The organism is Streptomyces sp. TRM70350 (assembly GCF_019219825.1).
Taxonomy (GTDB): Bacteria; Actinomycetota; Actinomycetes; order Streptomycetales; family Streptomycetaceae; genus Streptomyces.
On sequence record NZ_JAHUXH010000013.1, the window covers coordinates 62,243 to 85,292 of the forward strand.

Below are 23,050 nucleotides of genomic sequence, written 5' to 3' on the forward strand. Positions count from 1 at the left end.
CTCGTCACGGCTGGTGACGTCCAGTGGCGGCTTGTGGTGGCTTGTGGCGGCTTGTGGCGGCTTGTTACGGCGCCGGGGCGCCCCTCTCCGCAGGGGTGCCCCGGCGCCGTAATCCGCACATGCTTGCGGAGCCGGTGTGGCGTAACGTCCCGATATGACCAACCCCGTGCCGCCACGCAAGTCGCCGGACCAGCCCTGGCGCACCGAGGGCGCCCCGGAGGAGCCGCCGAAGTCCGCGCCCGGCGGGCGGAGGATGCGCGGCGGCTGGTGGGGCCTCGCCGTCGCCGCGCTGGCCGTGTTCCTGATCGCCAACCTCGTGCTGTCGTTCCTGGACGAGGCAGAGCCGACGATCTCGTACACGGAGTTCAGCAGGCAGGTCGACGACGGAAACGTCAGCAAGATCTACGCCAAGGGCGACGCGATCCAGGGCGAGCTGAAGAGGGCCCAGGGCAACCCCGAGGACGAGGGCACCTACACCCGGTTCAAGACGCAGCGGCCGGCCTTCGCGGACGACCAGCTCTGGGAGGAACTGACCCGGCACAACGTCACGGTCACCGCGGAACCGGTCGTCCAGCAGCGTGGTTTTCTGACCAACCTGCTGATCTCGCTGGCGCCGCTGCTGCTGCTCGTCGTGCTGTGGATCTTCATCGCCCGGCGGATGAGAGCGGGGCTGGGCGGGGCGGGCGGCATGTTCGGGCGCAAGCCGCCGCCCAGGCCGGTCGAGCTGGAGCCGGGGGAGCAGCGGACGACGTTCGCGGACGTGGCGGGCATCGACGAGGTGGAGGGCGAGCTCAACGACGTCGTCGACTTCCTGAAGAACCCGGACGCCTATCGGCGGATGGGCGCCAAGATGCCGCGCGGTGTGCTGCTCGCCGGTCCGCCCGGCACCGGCAAGACGCTGCTCGCGCGGGCGGTGGCGGGGGAGGCGGGGGTGCCGTTCTTCTCGGCGTCCGCCTCGGAGTTCATCGAGATGATCGTCGGCGTGGGCGCGTCCCGGGTGCGGGAACTGTTCGCGGAGGCGCGGAAGGTGGCCCCGTCGATCATCTTCATCGACGAGATCGACACCATCGGCCGGGCGCGTGGCGGCGGGGCCGGCGTGGGCGGGCACGACGAGCGCGAGCAGACCCTGAACCAGATCCTGACCGAAATGGACGGCTTCTCGGGTTCCGAGGGCGTGATCGTGATCGCCGCGACCAACCGCGCGGACGTCCTGGACCCGGCCCTGACCCGCCCCGGCCGGTTCGACCGGGTCGTCAACGTCTCGCCGCCGGACCGGGGCGGCCGCGAGGCCATCCTGAGGATCCACACCCGGGAGATCCCGCTCGGCCCGGACGTCGACCTGGCCCAGGTCGCCCGTACGACCCCTGGGATGACCGGCGCCGAACTGGCCAACCTCGCCAACGAGGCCGCCCTGCTCGCCGTCAAGCGGGGACAGACGACGGTGACGCAGTCCGACCTGTCGGAGGCGCTGGAGAAGGTCCAACTGGGTGCCGAACGCGCACTCGTGATGCCCGAGGAGGAACGCCGGCGCACCGCCTACCACGAGAGCGGACACGCCCTGCTGGGCATGCTGCAGCCGGGCGCCGACCCCGTCCGCAAGATCACCATCGTGCCGCGGGGGAGGGCGCTGGGGGTGACACTGTCGACGCCGGAATCGGACAAGTACGCGTACACCGAGGAGTACTTGCGCGGCCGGATCATCGGCGCGCTCGGCGGAATGGCGGCGGAGCACGTCGTCTACGGGGTCATCACGACCGGCTCGGAAAACGATCTGGAGCAGGTCACCAGGATCGTGCGCGGGATGGTTGCCCGCTGGGGCATGAGCCGGCAGGTGGGCCGGTTGTCGGCGCTGCCCGACGACGCCCAGCAGGCGTACGGGCTGGCGGCGGCGCCGCAGACGCTGGATGTGATCGACGGCGAGATGCGCCGGATCGTCGACGAGTGCTACGAGGAGGCCTGCCGCAAGCTGCGCGACCACCGCGGTCGACTGGACGCGCTGGCGGAGGGGTTGCTGGAGCGGGAGACGCTGGAGGAGGCGGACGCGTACCGCATCGCGGGGATCACGCGGCTGGCCGAGGTGGATCCGGAAGGGTAGGGCACCCTGGCCCGAGGGCAGTGCCCGGGGCGCCCCACCTCTTCGTTCCCCGCGGCGTGGGCCCGCTCAGGGAGTCCGGGCGATCAGGTAGCGGAACACGTTCGGCATCCACACCGTGCCGTCCGGCCGCCGGTGCGGATGCAGCGCCTCGGTCAGCTCCTTGTCGACCTGCTCCTGGTCGGTCGCCGTGATCGCCGCGTCGAACAGCCCGGTCGACAGCAGCCCGCGCACCGCGCTGTCCACGTCGGCGTATCCGAACGGGCAGGCGACCCGCCCCGAACCGTCCGGCCTGAGCCCGGCCCGCTCGGCGACCTCCTCCAGATCGTCCCGGAGCGCCGGGCGCCAACTGCCGCCGCCGCGCAGCGGATCCGCCAGCTTGGTGGCCACCCGCAGCACCGACGACGTGGCGCACCGTTCCGGCGGCCCCCAGCCGGCCAGCACCACCGGCGCGCCCCGCTCGGCGAGCGGTGTCGCCGCGCCGAGCAGCCCACCGAGGCCCTCCGCGTCACCCGCGAGACACCCGATGGGCTCGAAGGCGGTGACGAGCGTGTACGCCGGTGCCTGGGCGTCGGACGTGTCCTCGGGGACGGCGTCCTCCGGGGAGCCCTCGACGAGCCGGGCACCTGTACGCGCGCGCGTGCTCTGCGCCTCCGTCGCCTCCGGCAGCAGGCGTTCGCGCGCGAGGGCCAGTCTCTCGCGGGAGGAGGACTCGACACCGGTGACGGCGGCGCCCCGGGAGGCCGCCATCAGCAGGGCGAGTCCCGAACCGCAGCCCAGGCCCAGCAGCCGGGTGCCCGGTCCCACGTCCAGTCGCTCGTAGACGGCCTCGTAGAGCGGTACGAGCATCCGCTCCTGGATCTCCGACCAGTCACGCGCGCGTGCCCGCAGGTCCACGCGGGGTGCGGGTCCCCCGTGAGGCAGGTGCTGCCGCACGAGCGTAGGTGTCATCGAAACGCCCCAATCCGCAGAGAGTTGCCGCTGTACCCGTGTTCGTCGCCCCCCGTCGCGTACGCCCACCCTCCCCCCGTATGCCAGGTAACTCCGAGCCCGCGGCGGCGTCCAGGGGTCGCGGCGGCCTGCTTGTGGACTGCCCTTGTGAGTGGCGAGAATTCACGTTCCGGCAACGCTGGTGTCCCTCTTTACGACGGAATTCCTCCGTCCGAGGGGCCCGGTGAGTGGCGTGTTCATGCCGTCGGCGACAACCGTCGGTGGCGGGGCGGAGCGGCGGCCGGGTTCCGGCCAAGGTCGGACGGGGCGGTGGCGGACCCCGGGGGCGGACCAGGTATGGTCACGGTCGTACCGCGCACATACCGGGCGAGGGCGCGAGGCGGCCGAAACCCCCCTTGCGCACCCGCGGACCCGCACCCCCCGGCGTGCGGACATGCTCTACGCGCCGGGTCGTACGTCAGGCTACGCACCACCTTGGTATGAGCTGTGCGGCTTCTCCGCAGATCAGCGCACCCGCCCTCCTCAGGACGCATCAGCGGCAACTGACGGGTACGTGCAAATTATTTGGGATGCCCCGGAATAGGAACACAGCGGGACTCAGGCTCGTTGTCATTACGTGAGCACGACACCACCTGTTCTCGCCGCAGAGCTGGCACAGGCGTGGGCCGACATTCAGCGGTACCACCCCGAGCTGCCGGACCTTGCCGCGCCCGAGTCCCTGATCGGGGAGTCGTCGTCCGCCTGCGGACACGAACTCTCCTTCGAACGGCTGCTCCATGAGGCAGTCCACGGCATCGCCGCCGCGCGCGGAATCCGCGACACCTCCCGCGCCGGCCGGTACCACAACCGCAGATTCCTCGCGATCGCCGAGGAGCTGGGCCTGGACCACCCCGAGGAGCCGCACCCCAGCAGCGGCTTCTCGCTGGTCACGCTCAACCCCGAGGCGAAGCGGCGTTACCGCCCGACGATCGAGCGCCTGCAGCGCGCCCTGAAGGCCCACACCGCCGCCACCACCACCGACACCGGGCGCGCCTTCCGCGGTCCGGCCGCCCGTCACGGTTCCTCCGGTGGCGGCGTCCGGGTCAAGGCGGTGTGCGACTGCGGCCGCAACGTACGGGTCGTTCCGTCGGTCCTCGCCCAGGCCCCGATCGTGTGCGGCGGCTGCGGGAAGCCGTTCCGGATCCCCGAGGTGGTGGGCGCGGGCGCGAGGTGAGCGCACGGCTGCTCGTGGCAGCCGTGCGGCACCTGCAGTGCCGCGGGTCGCGCACCCGGCGTCGGTCGCGGGGACGCCGGGTGCCGCTCCGGCCTGCCTCGGCGCACCCTCGGTCTGAAGCGGTCCGCGGGGTGTGGCAGAATGGCTGGCTGTACTCGACAGCCGCACAGGACCCCTCTCTCCTCCGGCTGACGCGTCCATCGGGCACTCGGGTACCGCAACCCCACGCGGCCATCTCGCCGTGCCCAACCACGTCAAATCCAGGAGAACCCACTCCCGTGGCAGTCAAGATCAAGCTGAAGCGTCTGGGCAAGATCCGTTCGCCTCACTACCGCATCGTCGTCGCCGACTCCCGCACCCGCCGTGACGGCCGTGCGATCGAGGAGATCGGCAAGTACCACCCGACGTACAACCCGTCGGTGATCGAGGTCGACGCCGAGCGCGTGGCGTACTGGCTCGGTGTCGGCGCCCAGCCGACCGAGCCCGTGCTCGCCATCCTGAAGAAGACCGGCGACTGGCAGAAGTTCAAGGGCGAGCCCGCCCCGGCGCCGCTGCTGACCGCCGAGCCCAAGAAGGCGCGTCCGTCGTTCGAGGCTCTCGGTGGCGACGACGAGGGCAAGGGCGAGGCCATCACGCAGAAGAAGAAGGCCGACAAGAAGGACGAGGCTGCGGCTGAGTCCGAGTCGACCGAGGCCTGAGCATGCTCGAGGAGGCTCTCGAGCACCTCGTGAAGGGCATCGTCGACAACCCTGACGATGTGCAGGTCGCCTCGCGCAACCTGCGCCGGGGACGTGTGCTGGAGGTCCGGGTCCACCCCGACGACCTCGGCAAGGTGATCGGCCGCAACGGCCGCACTGCACGCGCTCTGCGCACCGTCGTGGGCGCCATCGGCGGCCGCGGCGTCCGTGTCGACCTCGTCGACGTGGACCACGTCCGCTGACGCTGAACGCAGCACCGGCTCGGGCCGGGGAGGGCCACTGGGCCTCCCCGGCCCGTAGTCGTACGACAGGAGATCTTCAGAAGTGCAGCTGGTAGTCGCACGGATCGGCCGTGCCCACGGCATCAAGGGCGAGGTCACCGTGGAGGTACGTACCGACGAGCCGGAGCTCAGGCTCGCACCCGGCGCCGTCCTGGCCACCGACCCGGCCTCCGTCGGTCCGCTGACGATCGAGACGGGCCGGGTGCACAGCGGCCGCCTGCTGCTGCGCTTCGAGGGCGTGAGCGACCGCAACGCCGCCGAGGCCCTGCGCAACACCCTCCTGATCGCCGAGATCGACCCGGACGAGCTGCCCGAGGGCGAGGACGAGTACTACGACCACCAGCTGATCGACCTCGACGTCGTCACCAAGGACGGGGCGGCGGTCGGCCGGATCACCGAGATCTCGCACCTGCCCTCGCAGGACCTGTTCATCGTGGAGCGCCCGGACGGCAGCGAGGTCATGATCCCGTTCGTGGCGGAGATCGTCACCGAGATCGACCTGGAGGAGCAGCGGGCCGTCGTCGACCCGCCGCCCGGGCTGATCGACGACCGCGCGGACATCGCCTCGTCCAGGGACGAGTCCTGATGCGGCTCGACGTCGTCACGATCTTCCCCGAGTACCTCGACCCGCTGAACGTCTCGCTGGTCGGCAAGGCACGCGCGCGTGGACAGCTGATGGTGCACGTGCATGATCTGCGCACCTGGACCTGCGACCGCCACCACACGGTCGACGACACGCCGTACGGCGGCGGCCCCGGCATGGTGATGAAGACCGAGCCCTGGGGTGACGCCCTCGACTCCGTCCTCGCCGACGGCTACGAGACGGGATCCCACGAGCCCGCCCTCATCGTCCCCACGCCCAGCGGCCGCCCCTTCACCCAGGAACTCGCCGTGGAGCTCTCCGAGCGCCCGTGGCTGATCTTCACCCCGGCCCGCTACGAGGGCATCGACCGGCGGGTCATCGACGAGTACGCCACCCGGATGCCGGTGTACGAGGTGTCCATCGGCGACTACGTCCTCGCCGGCGGGGAGGCGGCCGTACTGGTCATCACGGAGGCCGTGGCGCGGCTGCTGCCCGGCGTCCTCGGGAACGCCGAGTCGCACCGCGACGACTCCTTCGCGCCCGGCGCCATGGCCAACCTCCTGGAGGGACCCGTCTACACCAAGCCGCCCGAGTGGCGGGGGCGCGGCATCCCGGACGTGCTGCTCAGCGGGCACCACGGGAAGATCGCCCGCTGGCGGCGCGACGAGGCGCTGCGGCGCACGACGGCCAACCGGCCGGACCTGATCGAGCGCTGCGACCCCAAGGCCTTCGACAAGAAGGACCGCGAGATGCTCTCCATCCTGGGCTGGGAACCGGACCCCGAGGGCGAGCCGTACGGCCGATTTTGGCGCAGGACCAGGGGCGTGGAAGAATAGACCGCTGTTGTGCGCCCGTCCGGCGTGCGCCCCTGCCACAGGGGGACACGACGCCCGCTCCGACCCGCACGACCCTCGTACCAGAAACCTAGTTTCCGTTGATGACCTGTGGCATCAGCGAAGAAAGCAGACGAAATGTCGCACCTGCTCGACTCCGTCGACTCCGCCTCGCTGCGCAGCGACGTCCCGGCCTTCCGCCCGGGTGACACCGTCAACGTCCACGTCCGCGTCATCGAGGGCAACCGCTCCCGTGTGCAGCAGTTCAAGGGCGTGGTGATCCGCCGCCAGGGTTCCGGCGTGCGCGAGACCTTCACGGTCCGCAAGGTCTCCTTCTCCGTCGGCGTCGAGCGCACCTTCCCGGTGCACACCCCGATCGTGGAGAAGATCGAGCTCGTCACCAAGGGTGACGTCCGCCGCGCCAAGCTGTACTACCTGCGCGACCTGCGCGGCAAGGCGGCGAAGATCAAGGAGAAGCGCGAGAGCTGAGCGCCTCCCGGGGTTCACGGCGGGGCCGGATAACATCTGGCTCCGATGGACACCGAAGCACAGCCGACGGAGCGCGACCGCTCCTCCCACCCTTCCGACGCCGAGGGAATCTCGGCCACAGAGGGACCGGAGGGCCGGTCGCGTTTCGCGTTGGTGGCGCGGGTCGCCGAGTGGGTCCCGGGCGGGCGGATCACCCTGACGCTGCTGGTCTGCCTGGTGTTCGCGCTGCTGCTCAACACGTTCGTGGCGCAGCCGTTCCGGATCCCCAGCGGGTCGATGGAGCGGGGGTTGAGGATCGGCGACCGCGTGCTCGTGAACAAGTTGGCGTACCGTTTCGATGCTCAGCCGCGGCGCGGCGATGTGGTCGTGTTCGACGGCGCCGGAAACTTCGGGGACGCCGACTACGTCAAACGTGTCGTGGGTGTGGGTGGAGACCATGTGCTCTGCTGCGACAAGGAGGGGAGGCTCCAGGTGAACGGCCGGTCCATCGACGAGTCGACGTTCCTGTACCCCGGCGACAGCGCCTCCACGGTGCCCTTCGACGTCGTCGTGCCCGACGGCACCCTGTTCGTCCTCGGTGACCACCGCAGCGCCTCCAGTGACTCCCGTGACCACCTGGGCTCACCCGGCGGTGGCATGATCCCCGTCGACGACGTGATCGGCCGGGCCGACTGGATCGTCTGGCCCCTCGCCCACGCCACCCGCCTGGACCGAACCGGCGCCTACGCGCGCGTGCCCGCGGCGGACGGTGGACATGGGTAGTCGCGGCAAGCCGCGCGGTACGCCCGCCAGTGCCGCCGAGAACCTGCTGCCCACCGGCACCCGGCGTGCCGCCGCCCAGGCCGGCGGCGGGCGCACCCGCGCCGAGCGGCGCAAGCTGCAGCGGAAGGTCAAGCGGCGCCGGCGCCGGTCGGCCATAAAGGAGATACCGCTCCTGGTCGGCGTGGCCGTGCTGATAGCCCTCGTCCTGAAGACGTTCCTCGTCCAGGCGTTCGTGATCCCGTCGGGCTCCATGGAGCAGACGATCCAGATCGGCGACCGGGTCCTGGTCGACAAGCTCACCCCGTGGTTCGGCGCCAAGCCGAAGCGCGGTGACGTCGTGGTCTTCAAGGACCCCGGCGGCTGGCTCCAGGACGAGCAGCCCATCCCGCAGAAGGACGACCCCGTCGTCGTCAAGCAGATCAAGGAGGGGCTCACCTTCATCGGCCTGCTGCCGTCCGACAACGAGAAGGACCTCATCAAGCGGGTCGTCGGCGTCGGTGGTGACCGGGTGCAGTGCTGCGACACGCAGGGGCGGGTCACGGTCAACGGCGTTCCGCTGAACGAGGACTATCTGAACCCGGGCGACGAGCCGTCCGCCATCCCGTTCGACATCACCGTGCCCCAGGGACGGCTGTGGGTGATGGGCGACCACCGGTCCAACTCCGCGGACTCCCGCTCCCACCAGGACACCGACTACGGCGGCACCGTCTCCGAGGACGAGGTGGTGGGCCGGGCCGTCGTCATCGCCTGGCCGCTGGACCACTGGACCACGCTGAACGAACCGAGAACCTACGCTTCCGTGTCCGACTCGGCAGGCGGGTCGACCGCGGGCCCCCGGCCGTCGCATAGGGTTGCCCCCGACGATTCGAACGGAACGATCCAGCTCCCGAGCCCTGCGGAACTCCCGCTCGTTATGGGAGTGGTGGGCCTGCGTCGTGTGTGGGGCAGGCGGCGGCACAGAGTAAGGAGTTGGCGTGGGGGATGCGGCGGTTGGCGCACGGTCCGGACACGACGGCGAGGAGCACCGCGGACGTCCCGTGGAGGCGGCCCCCCAGGCCGCGGACAGCGCCGTAAGCTTTGGGAATGAAGGCCAGGCGGCCGAGGACGGCACGGTGACGGACGAGCAGAGCCAGACCGGGGACCAGGGACCGGAGGGCCCCGCCCGCAAGCAGCCGAAGAAGCAGCGCTCCTTCTGGAAGGAGCTGCCGATCCTGATCGGCATCGCGCTGGTGCTGGCGCTGCTGATCAAGACGTTCCTGGTGCAGGCGTTCTCGATCCCCTCCGACTCGATGCAGAACACCCTGCAGGAGGGCGACCGCGTTCTCGTCGACAAGCTCACCCCCTGGTTCGGCTCCGAGCCGGAGCGCGGCGAGGTCGTCGTCTTCCACGACCCGGACAACTGGCTGGCGGGTCAGCCGGCGGCGGACCCGAACGCCCTGCAGACGTTTCTCAGCTGGATCGGCCTGATGCCGTCCGCCGAGGAGAAAGACCTCATCAAGCGGGTGATCGGGGTCGGCGGCGACACGGTCGAGTGCGAGGGCACCGGCCCGCTGAGGGTCAACGGCAAGGCGCTGAACGAGACGTCGTACGTGTACCCCGGCAACACGCCGTGCACCGTCGACGACCAGGGCGGCCAGTTCAAGGTGAAGGTCCCCGAGGGCTACATCTGGGTCATGGGCGACCACCGGCAGAACTCCCGGGACTCCCGTTACAACCAGGGCGACGTCAACAAGGGCATGGTGCCGGTGGACAAGGTCGTCGGACGCGCCATCGTGAAGGCCTGGCCGATCAACCGCTGGGGCACGCTCCCGGTGCCGGACACCTTCGACCAGCCCGGCCTGAACGACCAGTCGGCCGTGTCCCTCACCAACGCCCCGAACGCGCTGGCCCTCGCGGGGGTCGTGCCGCTGGCACTGTGGCGCCGCCGGCGGCCGGGCGAGTGATTGTCGTCGCGGATCCGGGGGCGGGGATCCGAGCGGCGGCGCGGGCTGGCGGCCGGAGGGGTGATCGGCGCCGTGGTGGGGCGGTGCGGGGTCTGGTGGTCTGGCGGTCTGTGTCTGATGGCCGCGGTGGTTTGGCGGCTTGGCTGTGATCGGTGGGGTGGTTTGGCGGGCGGTGCCTGATCGGCGTCGCGGTGCGGCGGTCGGTGTCTGAAGCCCGTGGTGGTTTGGCGGCTGGCCTCTGATCGGGGGGTGCTCTGGTGGGCGGTGTCTGATCGATTGGGCCGTCTGGCGGGCGGTGGCTGATCGGCGGGGTGGTTTGGCGGCTGGCCTCTGATCGCCGGGCGGTCTGACCGTCGGTGTCTGATCGCCGTGGCGGTTCGGTCGGTGGATTGATCGCCGTCGAGACCTCCCCGCCCGCGTGAAGTCCCCGCCCGTGTGAAGTTCCGGCCCGCGTGAAGTCCCCGCCCGCGTGAAATCCCCGCCCGCGTGAAGTCCTCGTGGAGCTGTCCGCCGGGCGGGATGAAGGGCTGTCCGGCCCTGGTACCGCCGGGTAGGGTGCGGATCCATGGGTGGCGAGAGCGCGACACGTACGGCCCCGCGGAACGGTGGGACGAGCAAGGGCCCGGCGGGCGGCCGGATCGGGCAGCGGTTGTCCGGACTGGCGGTCGCGCTGGGCCTCGTGCTGTTCCTGGGCGGCTTCGGCTGGGGAGCGGTGACCTATCTGCCGTACACCGTGCCCACCGGCTCCATGACGCCGACCATCGACGCGGGCGACCGGGTGCTGGCGCAGCGCGTCGACGGCGCCGATGTGCGCCGCGGTGACGTCGTCGTCTTCAAGGACAAGACCTGGGGCGACGCGCCGCTGATCAAGCGGGTGGTGGCCGTCGGCGGCGACAAGGTCGCCTGCTGCCAGGACGGCAGGCTCACCGTCAACGGCAAGGAGATCGACGAACCGTATCTGTCCGAGGGACAGCGGGCCTCGGACATGAACTTCGGGGTGACCGTGCCCGAGGGGCGGCTCTTCCTGCTCGGTGACGAGCGGCACGGCTCGCTGGACTCCACCGCCCACCTCACGGACGCCGCGAGCGGCACCGTGGCCCGCGACGACGTCTCCGGCCGGGTGGACGCCGTCGTCTGGCCCATGAACGGCATGCTGGCACGCCCCACGGGCTTCGAGGCCCTCGGCAGTCTGTCCGCGCCGGGGCCGCTGCGGACGATCGGCGCCATGATCGTCGTAGGCGCCGTGCTGGTGCTCGGTGGCGCCGCGTACGGGCCGGTCGCGAAGCGGCTGGGGTCCCGGGCGAGGACGGGGCCCGCCGGTGCCCGCTGAGGCCACGGAGGGGTACGAGCTCGTCGGCGACCGTACGCGCAAGGTGGCGCGGGTCGTGCTGCTCGACGCGGACGACCGGATCCTGCTGCTGCACGGCCACGAGCCGGACGATCCGGCGGACGACTGGTGGTTCACGCCGGGCGGCGGACTGGAGGGCGAGGAGACCCGTGAGGAGGCCGCGCTGCGGGAACTCGCGGAGGAGACGGGAATCACAGAGGTCCAACTCGGTCCGGTGCTGTGGCGGCGGATGTGCTCCTTCCCGTTCGCCGGGCGCCGCTGGGACCAGGACGAGTGGTACTACCTGGCCCGCACCACTCAGACGGCGACGGCGGCCGTCGCCCTCACCGAGCTGGAGCGACGCAGTGTCGTGGGAGCCCGGTGGTGGACATGTGAGGAACTGACCCGGGCTCATGAGACTGTGTATCCGACCAGACTCGCCGAGCTGCTGCGCAGGCTGCTCGACGAAGGTCCCCCCGCCAGGCCCGAGATCCTTGACACGGAAATCGTCTAGGGGCTCACGGGACTGGCGCACAATGGTGGGATCGCACGGCTGAAGGGGAACATGCCATGAGCGCCGAGGACCTCGAAAAGTACGAGACCGAGATGGAGCTCAAGCTCTACCGGGAGTACCGCGATGTCGTCGGTCTGTTCAAATACGTGATCGAGACCGAGCGGCGCTTCTACCTGACCAACGACTACGAGATGCAGGTGCACTCGGTCCAGGGAGAGGTGTTCTTCGAGGTGTCCATGGCGGACGCCTGGGTGTGGGACATGTACCGACCGGCTCGGTTCGTGAAGCAGGTGCGTGTCCTCACGTTCAAGGACGTGAACATCGAGGAGCTGAACAAGAGCGATCTCGAACTGCCGAGTGGGTGATGAGCCGCGACTGGCGCGGCCTTCGTCGCCCGTGTGGGTGACGAAGTTGTCCACAACCGCTGAGTAGCCCACCAAGATCCACTTCTTGGTGGTGGATGCGTGACCGTTGGCGCCGGAGGAGGTGCCGACATGAACGCACGAGACGCACTCGGCAGGTACGGCGAGGAACTGGCCGCCCGACGGCTGGCGGCGGCCGGAATGACGGTCCTGGAGCGCAACTGGCGCTGTGGCAGGACCGGTGAGATCGACATCGTGGCGCGGGACGGGGACGTCCTGGTCGTCTGCGAGGTGAAGACACGCAGGGCCGGCCGGTTCCAGCATCCGATGGCGGCGGTGCCGCAGGAGAAGGCCGAGCGGCTGCGCGGCCTCGCCGAACGCTGGATCCACACCCACGGAGGAGCACCACCGGGAGGCGTCCGCATCGACCTGATCGGCGTCGTCCTGCCCGACCGGGGCGCGCCCGTGGTCGAACACGCGCGGGGGGTGGCCTGAGATGGGCTTCGCGCGTACGTGCTCCGTCGCCCTCGTCGGCGTCGAGGGCGTGGTGGTGGAGGTCCAGGCCGACCTGGAGCCGGGCGTCGCCGCGTTCACACTGGTGGGGCTGCCGGACAAGAGCCTGACCGAGAGCCGGGATCGGGTGCGGGCGGCTGTGGTGAATTCCGGCGCCGAGTGGCCGCAGAAGAAGCTCACGGTCGGACTCAGCCCGGCGTCCGTACCGAAGGCCGGCAGTGGGTTCGACCTGGCCGTCGCCTGCGCGGTGCTGGGGGCCAGTGAGCGGATCGATCCACGGGTGCTCGCCGACATCGTGATGATCGGAGAGCTCGGCCTGGACGGACGGGTGCGGCCGGTGCGTGGCATCCTGCCGGCCGTGCTGGCGGCGGCGAACGCGGGCTATGAGCAGGTGGTCGTGCCCGAGTGCGCGGCCGCCGAGGCGTCACTGGTCCCCGGGGTGTCCGTGCTCGGCGTCCGCAGTCTGCGGCAGCTGATCGCGGTCCTCGCGGACGAGCCCGTGCCGGAAGAGGAACCGGATGCGCACGGCCGCCCCGACCCCCTGCTCGCCGGGCTGCGTGTCCCGGGCACCGGCTCGGCCACGGGCATGCACAGCGTCGGAGCCGCCCAGCAGGACCACGGGCACGACCTGGCCGACGTCGTGGGCCAGATCTCGGCGCGCACGGCGGTGGAGGTCGCCGCGGCCGGGGGACATCACCTGTTCCTGGAGGGACCGCCCGGCGCCGGCAAGACGATGCTCGCGGAGCGGCTGCCGGGGATTCTGCCCCGGCTCACCCGCGAGGAGTCGCTGGAGGTCACGGCGGTGCACTCGGTGGCCGGGCTGCTGCCGCCCGGCAAGCCGCTGATCGACGTCGCCCCGTACTGCGCCCCGCACCACTCGACCACCATGCAGGCGCTCGTCGGCGGCGGCGCCGGCATCGCCCGGCCCGGCGCGGTGTCGCTCTCGCACCGAGGGGTGCTGTTCCTCGACGAGACGCCGGAGTTCAACAGCCAGGCCCTCGACGCCCTGCGGCAACCCCTGGAGGCGGGGCATGTCGTGATCGCCCGCAGCGCGGGCGTGGTGCGGTTCCCGGCGAAGTTCCTGATGGTCCTCGCCGCCAACCCCTGCCCGTGCGGGCGCTTCTCCCAGCGCGACGACCTGTGCGAGTGCCCACCCTCGGCGATCCGCCGCTACCAGGCCCGGCTGTCGGGACCGCTGCTGGACCGGGTCGACCTCCGCGTCGAGGTGGACCGTGTCACGCGGGCCGAGCTCACCGGCCGCGGCGCTCGCGGCGAGCCCACAGCGGCCGTCGCCGAACGGGTGCGCGCGGCCCGGGAACGGGCGGCCGCTCGCCTCGCGGGCACTCCGTGGCGGACGAACAGCGAGGTGCCCGGCCGGGAGCTGCGCAGCCGCTGGTACGCCGCGATCGGAGCGATGGACGAGGCCGAACGCAATCTGGAGCGGGGCGTGCTCACGGCCCGCGGTCTCGACCGGGTCCTGCGGGTCGCCTGGACCGTGGCGGACCTCGTGGGACACGACCGGCCGGACGCGACGGACGTGGCCCTGGCGCTGCAACTGCGCACCGGCGTTCCACGCGGTGTGCCGATGGCCATCGGGGCGCTGACGTGACCGGCGGCGACGACTGCGACGACGAGCTGCTCGGCCGGATCTTCCTCACGCGTGTGCTGGAGCCCGGTGACGAGGTCGCCGGGCGGTGGGTGCGGGAGCTGGGGGTTGGTGAGGTGGTGCGGCGGTTGCGGGGCGGAGGGGTGCCGTTGGTCGGGGTGAGTGACAAGCGGTGGACCGGGTTGCTGGCGCGGGCTCGGCGGGCCGAGCCGGAGCGGGATCTCGAGGTGGCTCGGGCGGCCGGGGTGCGGTTCGTGCGCCCGGGGGAGGCCGAGTGGCCGGGACAGCTCGACGACCTGGGGGATGGCCGGCCGCTGGGACTCTGGGTGCGGGGGCGGGCCAGTCTGCGGATGTGGGCGCTGCGATCCGTCGCCGTCGTGGGCGCCCGGGCCTGCACCGAGTACGGCGCCCACATGGCCGTCACCCTCGCCTCCGGCCTCGCCGAGCGCGGCTGGGTGGTCGTCTCCGGTGGCGCCTACGGCGTCGACGGCGCCGCCCACCGGGGCGCCCTCGGCGCGGGCGGTGCCACCGTCGCCGTCCTGGCCTGTGGTGTCGACCGGCCCTATCCACGCGGGCACACCCAGCTCATCGGCAGAATCGCCGAGCAGGGGCTGGTCGTGGGAGAGCTGCCGCCGGGGGATCACCCGACGCCCAGCCGGTTCATCGTGCGCAACCGGGTTATCGCCGCGTTGACCAGGGGAACCGTGGTCGTCGAGGCAGCCCACCGCAGCGGTTCCCTCGTCACCGCGCGGGCGGCGCAGCGGCTGGGACGGCACACCATGGGCGTGCCCGGCCCGGCCACCAGTGCGCAGTCGGCCGGGGTGCACGAGCTGCTGCGCGGCGAGGCGACGCTGGTCACCGACGCGGCCGAGGTCGTCGAGCTGGTCGGCGACATGGGGGAGCTGGCCCCCGTCCGGCGCGGGCCGGTGCTGCCGCGCGACCTGCTGGCGCCCGGCACTCGGCACGTCCTGGCCGCGCTGCCCGGGCGCGGGACCGCCACCGCCGAGGAGATCGCGCGCGACGCGCCGACGACCGAGGACGATGCGATCGCGAGGCTGTACGAACTCAGGGCACTTGGTTACGTCGAACGACACGGCGACGGCTGGAAGTTGACACGCCAGGCGATGATCTCCCTTCGCAGCGGGCGGGACGGATGCTGACCGAGCGTAGTTCGGCCGTCCGGGGGAATCCCGATGTCCTTGGGAAATCCGGCAGTTGGCGGGGCGTGGCGGTCACGGAGAGCGACCGTCATGACGCGGCGGAGCGCTCTGTGGAACGTTTCTGCGTACGGTGCCCGCCCCTTCCTTCGCACACCGCGACTCTTCAGTCACGCTACGCTCACGAGGATCCCCGACACAGTCCGGCAAACAGTCCGGCAACTCGACACCAGAGCGACAGCTCACCCAGTACCACCCTTCACGGCAGAACGGCACAAGGCGACGAATGCCCCAGCACACCTCCGGGTCCGACAGGGCGGCGATCCCCCCAGCCGCCCGCGACGGTGGCAGCGATCGGCCGCCCGCTCCCTCGACGCTCGACGAGCTCTGGCGGACGTACAAGGAGACGGGGGACGAGCGGCTGCGGGAGCAGCTGATTCTGCACTACTCCCCGCTGGTGAAATACGTGGCCGGGCGGGTGAGCGTGGGGCTGCCGCCCAATGTCGAGCAGGCGGACTTCGTGTCGTCCGGGGTGTTCGGGCTGATCGACGCGATCGAGAAGTTCGACATCGACCGGGAGATCAAGTTCGAGACGTACGCGATCACGCGGATCCGGGGCGCGATGATCGACGAGCTGCGGGCGCTGGACTGGATCCCGCGGTCGGTGCGGCAGAAGGCGCGGAACGTGGAGCGGGCGTACGCGACGCTGGAGGCGCGGCTGCGGCGGACGCCGAGCGAGGGGGAGGTGGCCGCCGAGCTGGGCATCCCGGTGGAAGAACTGCACGCTGTTTTCAGCCAGCTGTCGCTGGCCAACGTGGTGGCGCTGGAGGAACTGCTGCACGTCGGGGGCGACGGCGGCGACGGACTGAGCGTCATGGACACGCTGGAGGACACCGCCGCCGACAACCCGGTGGAGGTGGCCGAGGACCGGGAGCTGCGGCGGTTCCTGGCGCGGGCGATCAACACGCTGCCCGAGCGGGAGAAGACCGTGGTCACGCTGTACTACTACGAGGGGCTCACGCTCGCCGAGATCGGCAATGTGCTGGGGGTGACCGAGAGCCGGGTGAGCCAGATCCACACCAAGTCCGTGCTGCAGTTGCGCGCGAAACTGGCCGGGTTCGGCCGTTGACCTGGCCGAACGCCGGTGGGATGGTGCGCTGCACTCCCGCCCGGGGTGGCGCGTCCGTAAAGTGGTCGGCGTGCCTAGGATTCGAGCGGCCTCCGTGGCCGAGCACCGGTCGATGCAGCGAGCCGCCCTGCTGGACGCGGCTCGCTCCCTGCTGTCCGAGGGTGGGACGGAGGCGCTGACCTTCCCGGCCCTCGCCGAGCGGACGGGGCTTGCGCGGTCGTCCGTGTACGAGTACTTCCGGTCGCGGGCCGCCGTGGTCGAGGAGCTGTGCGCGGTCGACTTCCCGGTCTGGGCGGCGGAGGTCGAGGCGGCGATGGCCGCGGTGGACGGTGCCGAGGCCAAGGTCGAGGCGTATGTGCGGGCGCAGCTCGCGCTGGTGGGGGACCGGCGGCACCGAGCTGTCGTGGCGATCTCCGCGAGTGAGCTGGACGCCGGGGCCCGGGAGAAGATCCGGGCGGCGCACGGGGGGCTCGTGGCGATGATCGTGGAGGCGCTGCGGGAGATGGGGCACGCGGAGCCCCGGCTGGCGGCGATGCTGGTGCAGGGCGTTGTGGACTCGGCCGTGCGGCGGATCGAGCTGGGCGTGGAGGAGCCGTCGGTGGTGGCGGAGGCTGCGGTCGGGATGGTGCTTCGGGGCGTGCGCCGCTGAAGGTTGGCTGGGGCTGAGCGGCGTTCGCGGCTCATCGTTGGCTGTGGCTGTGGCTGTGGCTGTGGCTGTGGCTGTGGCTGTGGCTGTGGCTGTGGCTGTGGCTGAGCGGGGGTGGGGTGCGCAGCCCGGCGCTACGGGGTGCCGCCCGCGCCCACCCGTGCCGCCCTTGGCGGCACGAATGCCCGCGGACTGACGGCCTGGCGGCGCGCATGCTCGCGGGATTCACGGACTGACGGCCCGGCGGCGCGCATGCCCGCCGGATTGGACAGACACGGACTGACGGCCTTGCGGCTGGCAGGCCCGCGGGCTCGGCTACGTCGGGAGCGGCACCCCCAGTACGGGCAACAGTCGGGACGGTCCCCGTCGTAGGAGCCACGGTGGGAGTGCGGACAGCGGGTCCAGGTACGTATCACCTCTGCGTAGGCCCCAGTGGACGCACGGGGTCGTGCAGTGGGAGCCCCTCGGCTCCACCGTGCCGACCACATCCCCCGCCGCCACCTCGTCGCCCTTCCTCACCGACGCCCGTACCGGCTCGTACGTCGTCCGCAGGGGCGGGTCCCCCGTTCCCGTGAGTTCCACCGACACCACGCCCTTCCCGGCCACCCGGCCCGCGTACGAGACCCGGCCCGGGGCGATGGCTCGTACAGGTGTTCCCGGTGGGGCCGTCAGGTCCACGCCCCGGTGGCCACGGCCGTAGCGCGTCGCCGGGGGCTCCCAACCTCGGAGAACCGGCGGGCGGGTGCCCACGGGCCAGGTGCGGCCGATCGCCGGTACCGGGGCGTCCGCCCTCGTCGGGGCCGACGTCGGTGGGTCGGCCGCGTCGGCCGCAGGGGTCAGGAGCACCGGCGCCACGGCCAGGAGTAGCGCCCACGTCACTCGTGCGCATCGCTTCGCTCGCATGGACCGAACCGTGCCGTATCAGCCGCGATCCGGGCCCGAGCCTGTGGAGTACTGACGGGTTGTGGACAGCGGCGTCACCCGGCGGGTCGACGGTCCCGTACACTTCTGGTGGCGATCCGGGTCACCGGGTCGACTTCGCACGCCCCGATACGGCCACCGGAGACGGTCCGTATCAGCGCCTCTCGGTCCTTCGTGGCACGGCGCACGTGGGCGTCAGGCGCGGGAGCCGTCCGGCATCCGCGGCACAACCGAGAACATTCAAGGAGATACGGCCATGGCCGTCGTCACGATGCGGGAGCTGCTGGAGAGCGGCGTCCACTTCGGTCACCAGACCCGTCGCTGGAACCCGAAGATGAAGCGCTTCATCTTCACCGAGCGCAACGGCATCTACATCATCGACCTGCTCCAGTCGCTGTCGTACATCGACCGCGCCTACGAGTTCGTCAAGGAGACCGTCGCCCACGGCGGCACGGTCATGTTCGTCGGCACGAAGAAGCAGGCGCAGGAGGCCATCGCCGAGCAGGCCACCCGCGTCGGCATGCCCTACGTCAACCAGCGCTGGCTGGGCGGCATGCTCACCAACTTCTCGACCGTCTACAAGCGTCTGCAGCGCCTGAAGGAGCTTGAGCAGATCGACTTCGAGGACGTCGCGTCCTCCGGTCTGACCAAGAAGGAGCTTCTCGTCCTCTCGCGCGAGAAGGCCAAGCTGGAGAAGACCCTCGGCGGTATCCGCGAGATGCAGAAGGTGCCCAGCGCCGTCTGGATCGTGGACACCAAGAAGGAGCACATTGCTGTCGGTGAGGCCCGGAAGCTGAACATCCCGGTCGTCGCCATCCTCGACACCAACTGTGACCCGGACGAGGTCGACTACAAGATCCCGGGCAACGACGACGCGATCCGCTCCGTCACCCTGCTCACCCGCGTGATCGCCGACGCCGTCGCCGAGGGCCTGATCGCCCGCTCCGGTGGTGCCGGTGAGGGCAAGGGCGAGAAGGCCGAGGGTGAGCCGCTTGCCGAGTGGGAGCGCGACCTGCTCGAGGGTGAGAAGAAGGCCGAGGAGGCCCCGGCCGCCGCCGAGGCGCCCGCCGCCGAGGCGCCCGCCGCGGAGGCTCCGGCCGCGGAGGCTCCGGCCGCGGAGGCCGCCGAGGCTCCGGCCGCCGAGGGCGAGCAGGCCTGACGACCTCCTGAAGGTTTGCGGCGGGGGCGGTGACATGAAGTCCGCTCCCGCCGTTCACCCGTAGGTCAGCGGAAGGACAGCGCCCCCCGCCTACATGGGGGGCGCGAACCCCGTAGATCTTCGATCTTCCAGACTTCGAGAAAGATTCACAGACTCATGGCGAACTACACCGCCGCCGACGTCAAGAAGCTCCGCGAGCTCACCGGCGCCGGCATGATGGACTGCAAGAAGGCGCTGGACGAGGCCGAGGGCAACGTCGAGAAGGCCGTCGAGGCGCTGCGCATCAAGGGCCAGAAGGGCGTCGCCAAGCGTGAGGGCCGCTCCGCCGAGAACGGCGCCGTGGTCTCCATCATCGCCGACGACAACTCCTCCGGCGTCCTGGTCGAGCTGAAGTGCGAGACGGACTTCGTCGCCAAGGGCGAGAAGTTCCAGGCCGCGGCCCGGGCCATCGCCGAGCACGTCGCCAAGACCTCCCCGGCCGACCTCGAGGCCCTGCTCGCCTCCGAGATCGAGCCCGGCAAGACCGTCCAGGCGTTCGTGGACGAGGCCAACGCCAACCTCGGCGAGAAGATCGTCCTGGACCGCTTCGCGCAGTTCTCCGACGGCTACGTGACGGCGTACATGCACCGCACGATGCCCGACCTGCCGCCGCAGATCGGTGTGCTCGTCGAGTTCGACAAGCCGAACGCCGAGGTCGCCAAGGGCGTCGCGCAGCACATCGCCGCCTTCGCGCCGAAGTACCTCTCCAAGGAGGACGTCCCGGCCGAGGTCGTCGAGACCGAGCGCCGGATCGCCGAGGAGACCACCCGCGCCGAGGGCAAGCCCGAGGCCGCGATCGCCAAGATCGTCGAGGGTCGTCTGAACGGCTTCTTCAAGGACGCCACGCTGCTCGGCCAGCCGTACGCCCTGGACAACAAGAAGTCCGTCCAGAAGGTCCTGGACGAGGCCGGTGTCACCCTGAAGCGCTTCACGCGCATCAAGGTCGGCATCTGAGTCCGTACCGCGATCGACGCGCGGCCCGGGGCGGAATGCCGCTAGGGTCGACCGCAGTCGTCCGCGTCACTCACGTGGGCCGGCGCGCACGCGCGGGTGACGGACGACAGCAGATCTGACGAGGAGGCCATTGCCGCGTAGGGGATGAGAAACCCACCACCGGCAATGGCCTTCCTCGTATGTGCAACCCGTAAAAGAGGCGAGAACCCCATGACCACCAAGCCCCACAAGAGCGACGACGGCAAAGTACGCGGCCGGTTTCTGCTGAAGCTGTCCGGAGAGGCCTTCTCCGGCGGCGGGGGCCTGGGCGTCGACCCGGACGTGGTGCACGCCATGGCGCGCGAGATCGCCGCCGTCGTACGCGACGGCGCGCAGATCGCGGTCGTGATCGGCGGCGGCAACTTCTTCCGCGGTGCCGAACTCCAGCAGCGCGGCATGGACCGCGCCCGCTCCGACTACATGGGCATGCTCGGCACCGTGATGAACTGCCTCGCCCTCCAGGACTTCCTGGAGAAGGAGGGCATCCAGTGCCGGGTGCAGACCGCCATCACCATGGGGCAGGTCGCCGAACCGTACATCCCGCTGCGCGCCGTACGGCACCTGGAGAAGGGCCGCGTGGTCATCTTCGGCGCCGGTATGGGCATGCCGTACTTCTCCACCGACACCACCGCCGCCCAGCGCGCCCTGGAGATCGACGCCGAGGCCCTGCTGATGGGCAAGAACGGGGTGGACGGGGTCTACGACTCCGACCCGAAGACCAACCCGGACGCGGTCAAGTTCGACTCGCTCGGCTACGGCGAGGTCATCACCCGCGACCTGAAGGTCGCCGACGCCACCGCCATCACGCTGTGCCGCGACAACAAGCTGCCGATCGTGGTCTTCGAGCTGCTGAAGGAGGGCAACATCGCCCGCGCCGTCAAGGGTGAGAAGATCGGCACGCTGGTGGGTGAGCAGGGCAGCCGGGGCTGACCGGGTTTCAGCCACGCAGTCCGCCGGACGCCACCTGTCCGGGGGACGGACGGGACGGAGCCTGGCCGGGGGATGGACAATGTCCTGTCGGTCGGGAACCGTGCAGGAAGAAGACGCGACGCAGCCGGCCGCCGCCGCCAAGCAACCGCAGCCGGGCCTACTCAAGACACGCAGGAGCAAGTGGTGATCGAAGAGACCCTCCTCGAGGCCGAGGAGAAAATGGAGAAGGCCGTCGTGGTCGCCAAGGAGGACTTCGCCGCGATCCGCACCGGCCGTGCGCACCCGGCGATGTTCAACAAGATCGTGGCCGACTACTACGGCGCGCCGACGCCGATCAACCAGTTGGCTTCGTTCTCCGTGCCGGAGCCGCGCATGGCCGTCGTCACCCCGTTCGACAAGAGCGCGCTGCGCAACATCGAGCAGGCGATCCGCGACTCCGACCTGGGCGTCAACCCGAGCAACGACGGCAACATCATCCGTGTGGTGTTCCCCGAGCTGACCGAGGAGCGCCGGCGCGAGTACATCAAGGTCGCCAAGGGCAAGGGCGAGGACGCCAAGGTGTCCATCCGCTCCGTTCGCCGCAAGGCCAAGGACGCGATCGACAAGCTCATCAAGGACGGTGAGGTCGGCGAGGACGAGGGCCGTCGTGCGGAGAAGGAGCTCGACGACACCACGGCGAAGTACGTCGCCCAGGTCGACGAGCTGCTCAAGCACAAGGAAGCCGAGCTGCTCGAGGTCTGATGAACGACTCTCCCTGGGGGGCGCCGCCCCACGCCGGGTACTGGGGGCCGTCCGACCGGGGGCCTGTCCAGCGGGCCGCCCCGGCGGGTCCCACGTACGATGCGCATGACGCGCAGCAGACTCGCCCCATGCCCATCGTGCCCGACGTATCCGCACATGGCGGAGACCAGGATGACGACCGGGGGGCCGCTCGGCTGAGCGGCCCCTTGTTCCGCGACGAGAGCCCGTCGGCGCCGACCTACGGTGCGGTGCCGCAGAATCCGGAGCCCATGCACGACGCCCCGCATCCGGCGCCCGCACCGCAGAAGAAGAGTGCGGGCCGCGACCTGGGTGCGGCGATAGGGGTCGGGGTCGGGCTCGGTGCGGTGATCCTCGCGTCCCTGTTCATCGTCAAGGCGGTGTTCGTCGGGGTCGTGGCGGTGGCCGTCGTGGTGGGCCTGTGGGAGCTGACGAAGCGGCTTCAGGAGCGCAAGGGCATTCACGCGCCGCTGGTGCCGCTCGCGGTCGGTGGTGCGGCGATGGTCGTCGCCGGGTATGTGCGGGGCGCCGAGGGCGCGTGGATGGCGATGGCGCTCACCGCGCTGGCGGTGCTGGTCTGGCGGATGACGGAACCGCCGGAGAACTATCTCAAGGACGTCACGGCCGGGGTCTTCGCGGCCTTCTACGTCCCGTTCCTGGCGACGTTCGTCGCGATGATGCTGACCGCGCAGGACGGGCCGCAGCGGGTCTTCATGTTCCTGCTGCTCACCGTGGTCAGCGACACGGGCGCCTACGCCGTGGGCTGGCGCTTCGGGCGGCACAAGCTCGCCCCGCGCATCAGTCCCGGCAAGACCCGTGAGGGCCTGGTCGGCGCGGTCAGCTTCGCCATGGCCGCCGGTGCGCTGTGCATGCAGTTCCTGATCGACGACGGCACGTGGTGGCAGGGCCTGCTCGTGGGCCTCGCGGTCGCCGCCAGCGCGACGCTGGGCGACCTCGGCGAGTCGATGATCAAGCGCGACCTGGGCATCAAGGACATGGGCACGCTGCTGCCGGGGCACGGCGGCATCATGGACCGGCTGGACTCGCTGCTGCCTACGGCGCCGGTGGTGTGGTTGTTGCTGGTGCTGTTCGTGGGGTCCGGCTGAGCCGTCGGGTGGGCTGGAGAGCCCCTGCCCTCTCCGGGCGGGGG

25 protein-coding genes are annotated in these 23,050 nt (G+C 70.8%); 23 read left to right on the plus strand and 2 right to left on the minus strand.

Annotation, left to right across the window (positions count from 1 at the left end; all coding sequences use genetic code 11):
- The first annotated feature begins 154 nt into the window (after positions 1 to 154).
- On the plus strand, positions 155 to 2,095 hold the full coding sequence (ftsH, locus tag KWI83_RS20890) for an ATP-dependent zinc metalloprotease FtsH (protein WP_218515890.1): 1,941 nt from the start codon (positions 155 to 157) through the stop codon (positions 2,093 to 2,095).
- Positions 2,096 to 2,161: 66 nt separating this feature from the next.
- Here ftsH and KWI83_RS20895 read toward each other — a convergent pair whose 3' ends face one another.
- Positions 2,162 to 3,043, minus strand: coding sequence for a class I SAM-dependent methyltransferase (locus KWI83_RS20895; RefSeq protein WP_218515891.1), 882 nt, complete (start codon positions 3,041 to 3,043; stop codon positions 2,162 to 2,164).
- Positions 3,044 to 3,659: 616 nt separating this feature from the next.
- Here KWI83_RS20895 and KWI83_RS20900 point away from each other — a divergent pair.
- The 17 genes from KWI83_RS20900 to KWI83_RS20980 all read left to right on the plus strand — a co-directional run bounded on the left by KWI83_RS20900 (position 3,660) and on the right by KWI83_RS20980 (position 17,102).
- Entirely contained in the window at positions 3,660 to 4,256 is a 597-nt protein-coding gene (locus KWI83_RS20900) for a hypothetical protein (protein ID WP_218515892.1), read from the plus strand.
- Between the two features lie 278 nt (positions 4,257 to 4,534).
- Entirely contained in the window at positions 4,535 to 4,954 is a 420-nt protein-coding gene (gene rpsP, locus KWI83_RS20905) for a 30S ribosomal protein S16 (protein WP_218515893.1), read from the plus strand.
- 2 nt (positions 4,955 to 4,956) lie between these two features.
- Complete coding sequence (locus KWI83_RS20910) at positions 4,957 to 5,196, plus strand: RNA-binding protein (RefSeq protein ID WP_003973401.1); 240 nt, start codon at positions 4,957 to 4,959, stop codon at positions 5,194 to 5,196.
- A gap of 82 nt (positions 5,197 to 5,278) precedes the next feature.
- Entirely contained in the window at positions 5,279 to 5,821 is a 543-nt protein-coding gene (gene rimM / locus KWI83_RS20915) for a ribosome maturation factor RimM (protein WP_218515894.1), read from the plus strand.
- Positions 5,821 to 6,654 carry a tRNA (guanosine(37)-N1)-methyltransferase TrmD gene (gene trmD / locus KWI83_RS20920; RefSeq protein ID WP_218515895.1) on the plus strand — a complete coding sequence of 278 codons (834 nt, stop codon included), beginning with the start codon at positions 5,821 to 5,823 and terminating at the stop codon, positions 6,652 to 6,654. Before rimM ends, trmD begins: the two co-directional genes overlap by 1 nt.
- A gap of 135 nt (positions 6,655 to 6,789) precedes the next feature.
- On the plus strand, positions 6,790 to 7,140 hold the full coding sequence (gene rplS / locus KWI83_RS20925; protein ID WP_141311117.1) for a 50S ribosomal protein L19: 351 nt from the start codon (positions 6,790 to 6,792) through the stop codon (positions 7,138 to 7,140).
- Positions 7,141 to 7,185: 45 nt separating this feature from the next.
- Positions 7,186 to 7,902, plus strand: coding sequence for a signal peptidase I (gene lepB / locus KWI83_RS20930; protein ID WP_218515896.1), 717 nt, complete (start codon positions 7,186 to 7,188; stop codon positions 7,900 to 7,902).
- Positions 7,895 to 8,989, plus strand: coding sequence for a signal peptidase I (gene lepB, locus KWI83_RS20935; RefSeq protein ID WP_218515897.1), 1,095 nt, complete (start codon positions 7,895 to 7,897; stop codon positions 8,987 to 8,989). The genes lepB (KWI83_RS20930) and lepB (KWI83_RS20935) overlap by 8 nt, the downstream gene beginning before the upstream one ends.
- Positions 8,877 to 9,845 carry a signal peptidase I gene (gene lepB / locus KWI83_RS20940; RefSeq protein ID WP_218515898.1) on the plus strand — a complete coding sequence of 323 codons (969 nt, stop codon included), beginning with the start codon at positions 8,877 to 8,879 and terminating at the stop codon, positions 9,843 to 9,845. Before lepB (KWI83_RS20935) ends, lepB (KWI83_RS20940) begins: the two co-directional genes overlap by 113 nt.
- A gap of 565 nt (positions 9,846 to 10,410) precedes the next feature.
- The gene (gene lepB, locus KWI83_RS20945; RefSeq protein ID WP_218515899.1) at positions 10,411 to 11,175 is read left to right on the plus strand and encodes a signal peptidase I; all 765 of its coding nucleotides are present in this window, start codon (positions 10,411 to 10,413) and stop codon (positions 11,173 to 11,175) included.
- Positions 11,165 to 11,686 carry an NUDIX hydrolase gene (locus tag KWI83_RS20950; RefSeq protein ID WP_218515900.1) on the plus strand — a complete coding sequence of 174 codons (522 nt, stop codon included), beginning with the start codon at positions 11,165 to 11,167 and terminating at the stop codon, positions 11,684 to 11,686. The genes lepB (KWI83_RS20945) and KWI83_RS20950 overlap by 11 nt, the downstream gene beginning before the upstream one ends.
- A gap of 56 nt (positions 11,687 to 11,742) precedes the next feature.
- Positions 11,743 to 12,051: a DUF2469 domain-containing protein gene (locus tag KWI83_RS20955; protein WP_003993268.1), complete on the plus strand. Its 309-nt coding sequence runs from the start codon at positions 11,743 to 11,745 to the stop codon at positions 12,049 to 12,051.
- Between the two features lie 129 nt (positions 12,052 to 12,180).
- Complete coding sequence (locus tag KWI83_RS20960; RefSeq protein ID WP_218515901.1) at positions 12,181 to 12,543, plus strand: YraN family protein; 363 nt, start codon at positions 12,181 to 12,183, stop codon at positions 12,541 to 12,543.
- Position 12,544: 1 nt separating this feature from the next.
- Complete coding sequence (locus KWI83_RS20965; protein WP_218515902.1) at positions 12,545 to 14,170, plus strand: YifB family Mg chelatase-like AAA ATPase; 1,626 nt, start codon at positions 12,545 to 12,547, stop codon at positions 14,168 to 14,170.
- Positions 14,167 to 15,327, plus strand: coding sequence for a DNA-processing protein DprA (gene dprA / locus KWI83_RS20970; protein WP_218515903.1), 1,161 nt, complete (start codon positions 14,167 to 14,169; stop codon positions 15,325 to 15,327). The genes KWI83_RS20965 and dprA overlap by 4 nt, the downstream gene beginning before the upstream one ends.
- A gap of 283 nt (positions 15,328 to 15,610) precedes the next feature.
- Entirely contained in the window at positions 15,611 to 16,453 is an 843-nt protein-coding gene (gene whiG, locus KWI83_RS20975; protein WP_218515904.1) for an RNA polymerase sigma factor WhiG, read from the plus strand.
- 94 nt (positions 16,454 to 16,547) lie between these two features.
- Positions 16,548 to 17,102: a TetR/AcrR family transcriptional regulator gene (locus KWI83_RS20980; RefSeq protein WP_218515994.1), complete on the plus strand. Its 555-nt coding sequence runs from the start codon at positions 16,548 to 16,550 to the stop codon at positions 17,100 to 17,102.
- 312 nt (positions 17,103 to 17,414) lie between these two features.
- Here KWI83_RS20980 and KWI83_RS20985 read toward each other — a convergent pair whose 3' ends face one another.
- The gene (locus KWI83_RS20985) at positions 17,415 to 18,002 is read right to left on the minus strand and encodes a M23 family metallopeptidase (RefSeq protein ID WP_218515905.1); all 588 of its coding nucleotides are present in this window, start codon (positions 18,000 to 18,002) and stop codon (positions 17,415 to 17,417) included.
- Between the two features lie 274 nt (positions 18,003 to 18,276).
- On the opposite strand from KWI83_RS20985, the gene rpsB reads away from it, so the two are divergent.
- The 5 genes from rpsB (at position 18,277) to KWI83_RS21010 (ending at position 23,006) form a co-directional block, all read left to right on the plus strand.
- Entirely contained in the window at positions 18,277 to 19,179 is a 903-nt protein-coding gene (gene rpsB, locus KWI83_RS20990; RefSeq protein WP_218515906.1) for a 30S ribosomal protein S2, read from the plus strand.
- Positions 19,180 to 19,335: 156 nt separating this feature from the next.
- A complete protein-coding gene (gene tsf / locus KWI83_RS20995; protein ID WP_218515907.1) occupies positions 19,336 to 20,172 on the plus strand; it encodes a translation elongation factor Ts in 837 nt (278 codons plus the stop codon).
- Between the two features lie 210 nt (positions 20,173 to 20,382).
- Positions 20,383 to 21,141 carry a UMP kinase gene (pyrH, locus tag KWI83_RS21000; protein ID WP_218515908.1) on the plus strand — a complete coding sequence of 253 codons (759 nt, stop codon included), beginning with the start codon at positions 20,383 to 20,385 and terminating at the stop codon, positions 21,139 to 21,141.
- 183 nt (positions 21,142 to 21,324) lie between these two features.
- A complete protein-coding gene (frr, locus tag KWI83_RS21005; protein ID WP_014675285.1) occupies positions 21,325 to 21,882 on the plus strand; it encodes a ribosome recycling factor in 558 nt (185 codons plus the stop codon).
- Positions 21,882 to 23,006 carry a phosphatidate cytidylyltransferase gene (locus KWI83_RS21010; protein WP_218515909.1) on the plus strand — a complete coding sequence of 375 codons (1,125 nt, stop codon included), beginning with the start codon at positions 21,882 to 21,884 and terminating at the stop codon, positions 23,004 to 23,006. Before frr ends, KWI83_RS21010 begins: the two co-directional genes overlap by 1 nt.
- The last annotated feature ends 44 nt before the right edge of the window (positions 23,007 to 23,050 follow it).

What these genes read in the sequence shown, in the direction of transcription:
- ftsH (WP_218515890.1), top strand. Translation starts at nt 155, where the DNA reads ATGACCAACCCCGTGCCGCCACGCAAGTCGCCGGACCAGCCCTGGCGC.
- KWI83_RS20895 (WP_218515891.1), bottom strand. Translation starts at nt 3,043, where the DNA reads ATGACACCTACGCTCGTGCGGCAGCACCTGCCTCACGGGGGACCCGCA.
- KWI83_RS20910 (WP_003973401.1), top strand. Translation starts at nt 4,957, where the DNA reads ATGCTCGAGGAGGCTCTCGAGCACCTCGTGAAGGGCATCGTCGACAAC.
- trmD (WP_218515895.1), top strand. Translation starts at nt 5,821, where the DNA reads ATGCGGCTCGACGTCGTCACGATCTTCCCCGAGTACCTCGACCCGCTG.
- rplS (WP_141311117.1), top strand. Translation starts at nt 6,790, where the DNA reads ATGTCGCACCTGCTCGACTCCGTCGACTCCGCCTCGCTGCGCAGCGAC.
- lepB (WP_218515896.1), top strand. Translation starts at nt 7,186, where the DNA reads ATGGACACCGAAGCACAGCCGACGGAGCGCGACCGCTCCTCCCACCCT.
- lepB (WP_218515897.1), top strand. Translation starts at nt 7,895, where the DNA reads ATGGGTAGTCGCGGCAAGCCGCGCGGTACGCCCGCCAGTGCCGCCGAG.
- lepB (WP_218515899.1), top strand. Translation starts at nt 10,411, where the DNA reads ATGGGTGGCGAGAGCGCGACACGTACGGCCCCGCGGAACGGTGGGACG.
- KWI83_RS20955 (WP_003993268.1), top strand. Translation starts at nt 11,743, where the DNA reads ATGAGCGCCGAGGACCTCGAAAAGTACGAGACCGAGATGGAGCTCAAG.
- KWI83_RS20960 (WP_218515901.1), top strand. Translation starts at nt 12,181, where the DNA reads ATGAACGCACGAGACGCACTCGGCAGGTACGGCGAGGAACTGGCCGCC.
- KWI83_RS20965 (WP_218515902.1), top strand. Translation starts at nt 12,545, where the DNA reads ATGGGCTTCGCGCGTACGTGCTCCGTCGCCCTCGTCGGCGTCGAGGGC.
- whiG (WP_218515904.1), top strand. Translation starts at nt 15,611, where the DNA reads ATGCCCCAGCACACCTCCGGGTCCGACAGGGCGGCGATCCCCCCAGCC.
- KWI83_RS20985 (WP_218515905.1), bottom strand. Translation starts at nt 18,002, where the DNA reads ATGCGAGCGAAGCGATGCGCACGAGTGACGTGGGCGCTACTCCTGGCC.
- rpsB (WP_218515906.1), top strand. Translation starts at nt 18,277, where the DNA reads ATGGCCGTCGTCACGATGCGGGAGCTGCTGGAGAGCGGCGTCCACTTC.
- tsf (WP_218515907.1), top strand. Translation starts at nt 19,336, where the DNA reads ATGGCGAACTACACCGCCGCCGACGTCAAGAAGCTCCGCGAGCTCACC.
- pyrH (WP_218515908.1), top strand. Translation starts at nt 20,383, where the DNA reads ATGACCACCAAGCCCCACAAGAGCGACGACGGCAAAGTACGCGGCCGG.
- KWI83_RS21010 (WP_218515909.1), top strand. Translation starts at nt 21,882, where the DNA reads ATGAACGACTCTCCCTGGGGGGCGCCGCCCCACGCCGGGTACTGGGGG.